The sequence below is a fragment of the Parasutterella sp. genome, from assembly GCF_057870745.1.
In genome coordinates this window covers 23,901-33,579 of the sequence record NZ_DBMALT010000031.1, presented here as the reverse complement: position 1 = coordinate 33,579, position 9,679 = coordinate 23,901, and the positions used below count along the sequence as shown (strand labels likewise).

Genomic DNA, 9,679 nt, shown 5'->3' with positions numbered 1-9,679 from the left:
CATCACTGCAGACACCTTGGGGTTCGCTAGTCTTTCCCACTAGCGGGCAGACTCGGGACTTTCACCCTATAGAGAATGCTCATGCCGAGCACACCAAAAATGGGCGCCGAAGCGCCCATTAGTCAGAAATTTTGGTTTTAAAGCTTTTCGCTCCTGCCGCCCTTCGGCTGCCACTTCATGAAATGGTGTTCAGCCAGAGACACCATCCAGTCCAGGACCAGTGCAAACGCAGTCAGAACCAAAATACCAGCCATAACCGTGTTGATATCAAACGTACTTTCAGCCTGCAGAATCAGGTAACCGACACCGCTTGCGGAACCTAAGTATTCGCCGACGACCGCACCGACGAAGGCCATACCGACGGAAGAATGCAGCGAAGAAAACACCCAGCTCATCGCGCTCGGAAGATAAACAAATCGGAGCAGCTGAGTTTTATTGGCGCCGAGCATGCGAGCACTCGCCAGCACATTCGGGCTAACCTCTCGAACGCCTTGATAGACGTTGAAGAACACGATGAAAAAGACCAGAGTGATACCGAGGGCAACTTTAGAGCCGATGCCAAGACCGAACCAAACACCGAAAATCGGAGCCAGGATCACGCGAGGCATAGAGTTCAAACCCTTGATATAAGGATCTGCAATCGCCGCAGCCGTCGGAGCAAGTGCGAGCCAAAGGCCGACGAGAAGACCGGCAGCAGTACCGAAAATAAACGCAAGAACAGTTTCCGTCAGCGTAACGGCAAGGTTGGGATAGATTTCTAAGTTAACAGCAAACCAGTCCCAAATAACCTTTCCGATCTGAACCGGTTCACCGAAAAAGAAGGCGGCCTGGTTCTCATCCTGAAACATGAACGGAGGAATGAGGCCGGGCTTTGTCATCAGCCACCAGAATAAGAAAATTGCAACGAGCAGAAGGAGCTGGCAGGTGACTAACTTGGTTTTTGACTGAAGAATAGGTGTGCTTCCTTTTTTCATTTTATTTCACCCGATTTCTCTGGTTCTCATAGCCCTTGAGCACCTCTTCGCGAAGGTCGGCCCAAATGGCGTTGTGCAGTTCAATGAAGCGCGGTGTGACACGGACTTCGGCCACGTCACGCGGACGAGCGATGTCGATATAGAACTCACCGATCGGATGAGAACCCGGGCCGGCGGAGAAAACCACCACGCGGTCGGAAATCGAAATAGCTTCGTCTAAGTCGTGCGTAATAAAGAGCACGGCCTTTTTCTTCTGCGACCACAGAGCCAGCACTTCGTTTTCCATCAGCTGGCGGGTCTGAATATCCAAAGCGGAGAACGGCTCGTCCATCAGAATGATGTCCGGATCCATGATCAGCGTCTGAGCCAGAGCAACACGCTTTCTCATACCGCCGGAGAGTTCATGCGGATAACGGTCTTCAAAACCGCTCAAGCCCACGCGCGAGAGCCAATGACGGGCTTGTTCATGGCGTTCTTTCTCGGGAACGCCCTTAAACTGCAGACCTGCAGAAACGTTATCAATAGCCGTTCTCCAGGGCATCAATGCCTCGGCCTGGAACATGTAGCCGGCTCGCTTATTTAAACCGACAAGCTCCTCTCCGAAAACCTTGACGGTTCCTTTTGACGGCGTTAAAAGTCCCGCTGCCATATTAAGTACGGTCGATTTACCGCATCCTGTCGGACCGACGACGCTGACAAACTCACCGTCTCCGATTGTTAAATTCACATCTCTAACGGCCGTGTAGTGTTTATTGTCATCGCTGATAAAACTGCACGTCACATCGTCAAATTCCACTGCTGGCTGATTCATCTTGAATGTTGCTATTCGTTGTTATTCGGTTTTCTCTTGGGCGGAGCGCCTAGGCTCCGCCTCTTATTTTATTTATTTAGCCGGATATTTCTTTAAGGCTTCATCAACAAATTTATTGGTATAAACCTTGGTTAAATCGATCTTGGCCGGGTCGATCTTATCGTTCACGGTCTGAAGGGCGCCCAGAGAAATCTTGGCGCAACCGTCCGGGAAGCGTCCGTCCGGAGACAGAGCGTCACGGTTACCTTCGAAACCGGCAAGATAGATGTCACGGTTGCCCATTAAGTAGGAAGCCGGAACAACCTTGGCAACTTCTTCCGGAGTGGCCTTGGAGAGCCATTCGTCAGCACGGACGATGGCGTTGGTCAGAGCCTGAACAGTCTTGGGATTCTTTTCGATGAAAGAAACCGGTGCGTAGAGGCAACCGGCAGGCATCGTGCCGCCGAAGAAGCTTTCGGATTCTTTAACTTTACGGGTGTCAGCGACGAGCTTGGCGTCACCGTTCTTCAGAAGAATCGTGATAACCGGGTCAAGGTTAATTAAGGCATCAATCTGGCCGCTTCTGATGGCAGAAACTGCGCCGGAAGAAGAACCGACACCGATGAAAGCAACGTCCTTAGGTCCGAGGCCGCCCTTCTTGAGGATGAAGTTGGCAACCATCTGAGAAGAAGAGCCCGGAGCGGTTACACCGACTTTCTTGCCCTTCAGATCGCTCAGCTGTTTGTAGTCTTTCATTGTCTTGTTGGAGACAACGAGAGCCAGTTGAGGCGCACGGCCCTGCAGAACAAAGGCGGTCATGGGCTGCTTTTTAGCCTGCATGGAGATGGTATGTTCAAAGGCTCCGGAGACAACGTCTGCACTGCCGCCCACAACTGCTTGAAGCGAACGGGAGCCGCCCTGGAAGTCAACAATCTTGACGTTCAGACCTTCGTCTTTGAAGTAGCCGAGCTGTTCAGCGATAGAAAGAGGCAGATAGTAGTAAAGACTCTTACCACCCACGGCAATCGTCACGTCTTTCTTTTCCGGTGCTTGCTGAGCAAAGGACATCGGCGCGAAAGTCATAGCTGCAGCAGCACAGGCAGCTGCGATGACGGTACGGCGTGTGAATTTATTCATTTTTATTCCCCAATAATAAAAAAGGCCCGCTTGGCGGACCGTCTTTGAACTACGAATTTAGTTGATAAGAAACGATATATACAAAAACAGTCCTAGCCGACATTAAGGCGCAATCGCAGCAAGCCCAAAGCCAAGTTAAGACCGTTAAGAGAAAGGACGCAAACAGCCGCAAACCCCGGGATTGCCGGAGTGTTGTTTCGGTTGCCTGTTGTATTCGTCACTGTTCTTCCGTTTGTAAAATTGAGTTACAGATAAAGAATACCGCCTAAATCTCGTTTGTGCGGAAATCTAACTAAGTAATAACGCTTAGAAGAAAAATTTTTGTTCGAACCGAAAAGAAAGCCTTTTAGTCGCTTTCACGAACACGTCTATTGAGCATTGCCTGCGCCACGGTGTTGACATCCGTGTATTCAATTTCGGCTCCGGCAGGAACGCCTCTTGCAATGCGCGTGAGTTTTAATTGGGGGTAGTGTTTGGAGAGAAGTTCCGAGACGGCAAAGGCAGTGGCCTCACCTTCTGCGGTGAAAGAAGTTGCAATGATAACTTCTTTGACTTCGGGCTCACCAGCCCGTTCCAACAGCTTGTCCAAGCCGATTTCGTGGGGTCCGACGCCATTTAACGGGGACAGACGTCCCATCAGAATAAAGTAGCGGCCGTGATAAGAAAGGCTCTGCTCAATCACCATCAAATCAGCAACGCTCTCAACGATGCAAAGCAGAGAGTCATCGCGGTTATGAGAAGAGCAGTAGCTGCACAGCTCGCCGTCGGTCAGATTGTTGCAGCGGGCACAGCGATGCACCGTCTTAGTGGCCTTTAAGAGGGCCTCTCCGAGACGGTTCGCATCACTTCTGTCGCCGTTTAACAGCTGATAAGCAATGCGCTGAGCAGCTCTCGGACCGACTCCGGGAAGCTTCTTCAGCGCATCTATCAGTTCGGCAATTGCTCCGATTTGTTCCATTGAATTAGAACGGGAGTTTCATACCACCGGTTGCCTTGCTGATCTTGGCATTGGTTTCGGCTTCGACCTTCTTGGAAGCATCGTTGATTGCCGTCAGAAGGAGGTCTTCGAGCATTTCGCGGTCAGCATCGGCACCGACAAGGCTGTCGTCGATCATGACGCGACGGCAGACGTTCTTGCAGGTCATCGTAACTTTGACCATACCGTTGCCGGCTTCACCGGTGACTTCAATGGTTTCGAGCTCTTTTTGGGCTTTCTGAATGTTCATCTGCATCATCTGAGCCTGTTTCATCATCTGGCCCATCTGACCCATTCCGCCAAATCCTTTCATTTTGATTCCTCTTAAATTTAAATTGTTCTAACTTTGCCTTCTTTATCTAAAAGGTCCAAGTCTTCTGCCTTCGGCTCGACGTTAAAGACCTTCATGAAAGAAAGAATTCTTTTGTCTTTCTTCAGCTCGGAGAGCTTTTTCTGCTTTTCTGCTAAAAATCTCTGAGCGTAAAGCGTACGAAGATTCTGGTATTTCGAGGGCGCCGTCGTCACTGTGACGAGGACATCGCTCCCAAGAACCTTCTTTAGTTCGGCCGCAAGTTTAGCAACCATATCGTGCGCTGTCAGTTTTTCCAAATCCACGGTGAGCTTCATATTCTGACCGTCGAAACTCTCCAGCTCGGCGCTGGTCACTAACGGCTGAGACGCAGGATCCAAATGAATCTTTTCTGCGGCTTCAAGCCACGCGTTCATCTGAACGGGTTCAGCGGGAATATATTCCTTCTGCTTTTCCTGAGGAGCGGGCGGGAGCACGGAGACCCCGGCTTCTTCTGAATATTCTTCGGGCCAAGCCGGAGGCGCCATCCAATCGAGGTCATCGGCGGGGACGCTGTCAGTCTCCGGAACCCACGGCGCATCGTCATCCGGCATGTCGATCGAAGGGATAGCAGGAGCGGCTGCTATTTCCGGAGGAAAAGGCTCAGCTTCCGGCGCCTTCGGCTGAGGGTTGACTTCTTTTGCCGCCGGAGCCGCTGTTGCCGGTTTTGACTTTTCGGCCGCTTTCTTCTTTAAGTTGGGAACTGCGGACTCCGAACCTTGAAGAACGAAGACGGGTTTGCCTGTCGCAATACTGTGATCCCAGGGAATGCCTTCCATCTCCTGCGTAGATAAAACCGATTTTGCAGAAGCCGCCGGAGCTTCAGGAGCTTTCGGCTGAGTATCTGCTGACTGAGCTTTTTGCTGCGCCGGCAGCTCAGTCTTAGCCGGCTCAGTTTTTGGGAGGGCTGGTGCCTCTTCTTTATGCGTTACAGCAGCAGGCAGGCTTTTCGGCATCTTTCCTTCTAAAGGAGCAAACGCCAGCATGCGCAGAAGCGCCATTGTGAAACCTGCATACTCATCGGGTGCCAGCGCCATATCGTTGCGTCCATGAATCGCAATCTGATAAAAGAGCTGGACTTCGTCCGGAGAAAACACGCTCGCCAATTGACGGAGTTCGGGCGCGTCAGGTTCTTCATCGGTCAGAATTTCCGGCAGCTGCTGCGCCATCGCAATGCGGTGCAGCAGAACGGCCAAATCCTTCATCGCCTGCGTATAAGACAAGCTGCGGGCACCGATTTCGTCGGCCACCTTCATGATCTCTTTCGGCTCATGGTTGGCTAAGGCGCCGAGCAAACGAATCAGTGTCGTCGAGTCAATCGTACCAAGCATCTCGCGCACTGACTCTAATGTAACATTACCTGCACTGTAGGCGATTGCCTGGTCCAGAAGGGAAAGTCCGTCGCGCATGGAGCCTCTCGCTCCCGAAGCAAGCATTCTAAGAGCCGGCTTCTCAAAAGAAATTTGTTCTTTCTCTAGAAGCTCTGCCATATGGGAGGAAATAAGCTGAGGAGACAAACTCTTCAGATTGAACTGCAAACAACGAGAAAGAACCGTAACCGGCACCTTTTGAGGATCCGTTGTGGCCAAAATAAATTTGACGTATTCGGGCGGTTCCTCCAGAGTCTTAAGCATGGCGTTAAATGCCGCGGAAGTCAGCTGGTGAACTTCGTCGATCATGTAGACCTTAAAGCGAGCATTCGTCGGAACATATTTGGCCCTTTCCAAAAGCGAAACCATGTCGTCAATACCGCGGGTCGAAGCCGCGTCCATTTCGATGTAATCTACGAAACGATCTTCATCAATCGCGCGACAAGCCTCGCACACTCCGCAAGGCTCTGCTGTGATGCCGCCTTTTCCGTCCGGCCCGACACAGTTTAGGCATTTGGCAAGAATTCTGGAGATTGTGGTTTTTCCAACTCCTCGCGTACCGGTAAAAAGATAAGCGTGGTGCAGCCGATTTTCCGTCAGAGCATGCGTCAGAGCTCGAACAACGTGATCCTGTCCGAGCAAAGAAGAAAAATCATGAGGCCGCCACTTGCGCGCCAAAACTTGGTATGACATTAGGCTATTCCGAAATATGTTGTTCAGCCGATTATGCGGAGAGCTGTTCTCCCGTTATCGAGCTTTTAAGCATGAGGATAATCCTATCTCAATTCTGCTCGGATTGTCCTATTCGTCACGAGTTAGGAAATACTTCTTTCCGTCAAAGAAGTCGGCCAAACACTCTCCGATTCATCCGGACCTTTGAGCTAAGCCGTAAGAGGCTGTAGATAATACAGGGCGCCGCTATGGGCGCCCTTCTACTTTTTAAACTCTTTATTTTGCAAGTGCTTTTTGAGCAAATTGCTCAAGTTTTTCACCGGTCAGACGGCAAATACGCCATTCCTGCATAACAGTAGCGCCGATGCTTTCATAGAAATCAATTGCCGGCTGATTCCAATCCAGAACAGACCACTCAAATCGGCCGCATCCGTCAGCCACAGCTTTGGCCGCCAAATAATTCATCATCTTCTTGCCGATGCCGCGGTGTCTGTATTCAGGAAGTACAAAAATATCTTCTAAGTAGAGACCCTTGCGCGCAAGGAAGGTAGAGAAGTTATAGAAATAAAGCGCAAAGCTTACCGGTTTTTCTGTTCCGTTTTTTCCCGTCAGCCAGCCAACTACGGCATAACATTCAGGTTTGTCTCCGAAAAGGCATTTTTCAAGGAGTTCGGGAGTGACCTGACACTGGTCGTCAAGTTTTTCGTAATGGGCCAATCCGCGGATAAGTTCGGCAATAACCGGGCAATCTTGAGGACGAGCATTGCGAATATTGAAGTTATCCATTTGAGCACCTTATTGAAAAGGAAAGGCGAACCACACCTCGGCACTGCTAGTTTCGCTATGGCTGCTTCGTTCCCGACCTGACCAGATTCACGACATTCACATGCGAGGGGGCTCGCCGGCTACGAATTATATATGAATTTGAATTCTGCGCCAGCAAAGAAAATGAAACTGAAATAGAGAGCCTTTTTCACGATTCAGAGTGGTAAGATGAACTAACTATAAGAAAAGGAGGAGAAAATGATTAGATTCAGCGTTCCATTCATCGCCCTTATGCTCGCGTTCTCCGGCACGGCCAATGCTAAATTTATTGGTCGTTGGGATCCTGCCGCCTACGCCCAGGGTAAATTTGAAATTCAAAAAACAGCCTTTGTTCAGAAAGAACCTGTTGTTGAAAAAATTCAGATTGAAAGCAAACACATTCTTGTGAAAGTCGATTACACAGGAAAGATTTTCCGGAAAGGGTATGCGTTTGCTAAAAATTAACCTTGTCCAATAGTCAAACGAGCGTCGCTCCGGAAAGTAGTTTCTGCGCGGCGCTTTTTAGTTCTGCTTATTTGGATCGTTTTCAAAACTCCGGCCTGCACCCGCTTAGCTTTTCCTTCCTTGCCCGCTCAACGTTCTAAGAAGTTTTCACACATTGTTAATATCTAACGTTGCGCACACACGCCCTCAAGGTTGCTTCAAATGTGTATAGTTACAAAAATCCAGCATGAGTTTCACCTTTTTGGGGTTGTTAGTTAAGCCCTGAAAGCTCTCGGTGATAGTATCCCATCATCCGTTGGAGCCGATTTCGGTTCCAGGGAATCAATAATTGGAGGTAATTTAAAAAATGGCCTTGAAACAAGTTACAGACGCCAGCTTTGTTGACGACGTCCTGAATCAAAAAGGTGTGGTGGTCGTTGACTTCTGGGCTCCCTGGTGCGGTCCCTGCCGCATGCTCGGACCGGTTCTTGAAAAAGCTGCCGAAACCCTTCCCGACGGCGTTCAGATCGTTAAATACAACGTTGATGAGTGCCAGGATGTTGCTTCTCAGCTGGGCGTTCGCGGTATTCCGACTCTTGCCGTTTACAAAGACGGTCAGCTCCAGGCTCAGCAGGCCGGCGCTATGAATTCCGCTCAGTTCTCTGAATTCCTCAAGAACTTCATCTAATTTTGCTCTACAACGGTTCGATTTCCTCTTTATCGAACCGTTGCTTCCTTCCTCCCTTAATTCTTCTTTCCTCTTTTATTTAAATCTCTTCGCTTGGGATTATTGTGTAATCCTTATTTGCAAGAGCTTCATTTCCTATGCATTTATCCGACCTTAAATCCAAGCACGTCTCCGAGCTTCTCGATATTGCTTTAGAGCTCGACGTTGATAACGCCAGCCGCCTTCGCAAGCAGGAACTCATGTTCGCTATCTTGAAGAAGCGTGCGAAAGCCGGCGAACAGATTTTCGGTGACGGAACTTTGGAAATCCTTCCTGACGGATTCGGTTTCCTTCGCTCTCCGGTTTCTTCTTATTTAGCCAGCACGGAAGATATTTACATTTCTCCGTCTCAGATCCGCCGCTTCAATCTTCATACCGGTGACACGGTTGAAGGTGAGGTCCGCATTCCGAAAGACGGCGAGCGTTATTTTGCTTTAGTCAAAGTCGACAAAGTTAACGGTCTTCCTCCCGAAGCTCTTAAACACCGCATTCTCTTCGAAAACCTGACTCCGCTTTTCCCGAACCAGCCGCTCAAACTCGAACGCAATATCTCGGGCGACGAGAACCTCACCGGTCGTTTAATCGACATCCTCGCTCCGATCGGTAAAGGTCAGCGTGCTCTGCTGGTTGCCTCTCCGAAGTCCGGTAAGACCGTTTTAATGCAGCACATCGCTCACGCGATTACAGCCAACTATCCGGACGTTATCTTGATGGTCCTTCTGATCGACGAACGTCCGGAAGAAGTGACGGAAATGGAACGTTCCGTCAAAGGTGAAGTCATTGCCTCTACCTTCGATGAACCGGCTACCCGCCATGTTCAGGTTGCAGAAATGGTCATCGAAAAAGCCAAACGCCTGGCTGAAAGCAAGAAAGACGTTGTCATCCTTCTTGACTCCATTACTCGTCTGGCCCGCGCCTACAACACTGTCGTCCCGACTTCCGGCAAAGTACTCACCGGCGGCGTGGACTCCAACGCCCTGCAGCGCCCGAAACGCATTCTCGGTGCAGCCCGCAATCTGGAAGAAGGCGGCTCGCTCACGATCATCGGCACTGCTCTGGTAGAAACCGGCAGCCGTATGGACGATGTGATTTATGAAGAATTCAAGGGTACCGGCAACATGGAAATCCATCTGGACCGACGTCTTGCTGAAAAGCGCGTCTACCCGGCCATTAACGTTGCCAAGAGCGGAACCCGTAAGGAAGAACTGCTTCTAGCTCCGCAGGAACTTCAGAACATTTGGATTCTTAGAAAGTTCCTCTACGACATGGACGAAATCCAGGCAATGGAATTCCTGCTTGATAAGATGCGCCCGACAAAGAACAATGCTGAGTTCTTTGCCATGATGCGCCGATAATCAGGCATCTGTTTGCTTTACAAGGAAATTTGGGTATAATTTTGCCCTTGTTTTTATTAACTTAGGCACGTTCTGACATGC

The 9,679-nt window shown here is 50.0% G+C and carries 11 protein-coding genes and 1 other RNA gene; 3 read left to right on the top strand and 9 right to left on the bottom strand.

From position 1 onward, the window contains the following. Nucleotides 1–137 precede the first annotated feature (137 nt). The 9 genes from ACZND6_RS09135 to ffs form a co-directional block, all read right to left on the bottom strand. A complete protein-coding gene (locus tag ACZND6_RS09135) occupies nt 138–974 on the bottom strand; it encodes an ABC transporter permease (protein WP_008810824.1) in 837 nt (278 codons plus the stop codon). A 1-nt stretch (nt 975) separates the two neighbouring features. After that, complete coding sequence (locus ACZND6_RS09130) at nt 976–1,785, bottom strand: ABC transporter ATP-binding protein (protein WP_293738168.1); 810 nt, start codon at nt 1,783–1,785, stop codon at nt 976–978. A 72-nt stretch (nt 1,786–1,857) separates the two neighbouring features. After that, nucleotides 1,858–2,901, bottom strand: a complete 1,044-nt coding sequence (locus tag ACZND6_RS09125) for an ABC transporter substrate-binding protein (RefSeq protein WP_293738169.1) — start codon at nt 2,899–2,901, stop codon at nt 1,858–1,860. Between the two features lie 92 nt (nt 2,902–2,993). Further along, nucleotides 2,994–3,122 (bottom strand): hypothetical protein, encoded by a 129-nt coding sequence (locus ACZND6_RS09120; RefSeq protein WP_293704246.1) that lies wholly within the window; start codon nt 3,120–3,122, stop codon nt 2,994–2,996. 125 nt (nt 3,123–3,247) lie between these two features. Beyond that, the gene (recR, locus tag ACZND6_RS09115; protein ID WP_008810821.1) at nt 3,248–3,859 is read right to left on the bottom strand and encodes a recombination mediator RecR; all 612 of its coding nucleotides are present in this window, start codon (nt 3,857–3,859) and stop codon (nt 3,248–3,250) included. Nucleotides 3,860–3,863: 4 nt separating this feature from the next. Next, complete coding sequence (locus tag ACZND6_RS09110) at nt 3,864–4,172, bottom strand: YbaB/EbfC family nucleoid-associated protein (protein ID WP_204901988.1); 309 nt, start codon at nt 4,170–4,172, stop codon at nt 3,864–3,866. Nucleotides 4,173–4,207: 35 nt separating this feature from the next. Further along, nucleotides 4,208–6,289: a DNA polymerase III subunit gamma/tau gene (gene dnaX / locus ACZND6_RS09105; RefSeq protein ID WP_370748611.1), complete on the bottom strand. Its 2,082-nt coding sequence runs from the start codon at nt 6,287–6,289 to the stop codon at nt 4,208–4,210. Nucleotides 6,290–6,544: 255 nt separating this feature from the next. Then, a complete protein-coding gene (locus ACZND6_RS09100) occupies nt 6,545–7,054 on the bottom strand; it encodes a GNAT family N-acetyltransferase (protein ID WP_008810818.1) in 510 nt (169 codons plus the stop codon). Between the two features lie 21 nt (nt 7,055–7,075). Beyond that, nucleotides 7,076–7,171: signal recognition particle sRNA small type (ffs, locus tag ACZND6_RS09095), an RNA gene on the bottom strand. 120 nt (nt 7,172–7,291) lie between these two features. Between ffs and ACZND6_RS09090 the strand changes: the two genes are divergently transcribed. The 3 genes from ACZND6_RS09090 (at nt 7,292) to rho (ending at nt 9,598) form a co-directional block, all read left to right on the top strand. Then, complete coding sequence (locus tag ACZND6_RS09090; protein ID WP_008810817.1) at nt 7,292–7,537, top strand: hypothetical protein; 246 nt, start codon at nt 7,292–7,294, stop codon at nt 7,535–7,537. A gap of 346 nt (nt 7,538–7,883) precedes the next feature. Beyond that, nucleotides 7,884–8,204, top strand: coding sequence for a thioredoxin (gene trxA / locus ACZND6_RS09085; protein WP_008810816.1), 321 nt, complete (start codon nt 7,884–7,886; stop codon nt 8,202–8,204). 137 nt (nt 8,205–8,341) lie between these two features. Further along, on the top strand, nt 8,342–9,598 hold the full coding sequence (rho, locus tag ACZND6_RS09080; RefSeq protein ID WP_008810815.1) for a transcription termination factor Rho: 1,257 nt from the start codon (nt 8,342–8,344) through the stop codon (nt 9,596–9,598). Nucleotides 9,599–9,679: the final 81 nt, after the last annotated feature.

Bases quoted from the DNA above. Each gene is read 5' to 3' on its own strand.
- rho (WP_008810815.1), top strand. From the start codon at position 8,342: ATGCATTTATCCGACCTTAAATCCAAGCACGTCTCCGAGCTTCTCGAT.
- ACZND6_RS09130 (WP_293738168.1), bottom strand. From the start codon at position 1,785: ATGAATCAGCCAGCAGTGGAATTTGACGATGTGACGTGCAGTTTTATC.
- recR (WP_008810821.1), bottom strand. From the start codon at position 3,859: ATGGAACAAATCGGAGCAATTGCCGAACTGATAGATGCGCTGAAGAAG.
- ACZND6_RS09110 (WP_204901988.1), bottom strand. From the start codon at position 4,172: ATGGGTCAGATGGGCCAGATGATGAAACAGGCTCAGATGATGCAGATG.
- ACZND6_RS09090 (WP_008810817.1), top strand. From the start codon at position 7,292: ATGATTAGATTCAGCGTTCCATTCATCGCCCTTATGCTCGCGTTCTCC.
- ACZND6_RS09125 (WP_293738169.1), bottom strand. From the start codon at position 2,901: ATGAATAAATTCACACGCCGTACCGTCATCGCAGCTGCCTGTGCTGCT.
- ACZND6_RS09135 (WP_008810824.1), bottom strand. From the start codon at position 974: ATGAAAAAAGGAAGCACACCTATTCTTCAGTCAAAAACCAAGTTAGTC.
- dnaX (WP_370748611.1), bottom strand. From the start codon at position 6,289: ATGTCATACCAAGTTTTGGCGCGCAAGTGGCGGCCTCATGATTTTTCT.
- trxA (WP_008810816.1), top strand. From the start codon at position 7,884: ATGGCCTTGAAACAAGTTACAGACGCCAGCTTTGTTGACGACGTCCTG.
- ACZND6_RS09100 (WP_008810818.1), bottom strand. From the start codon at position 7,054: ATGGATAACTTCAATATTCGCAATGCTCGTCCTCAAGATTGCCCGGTT.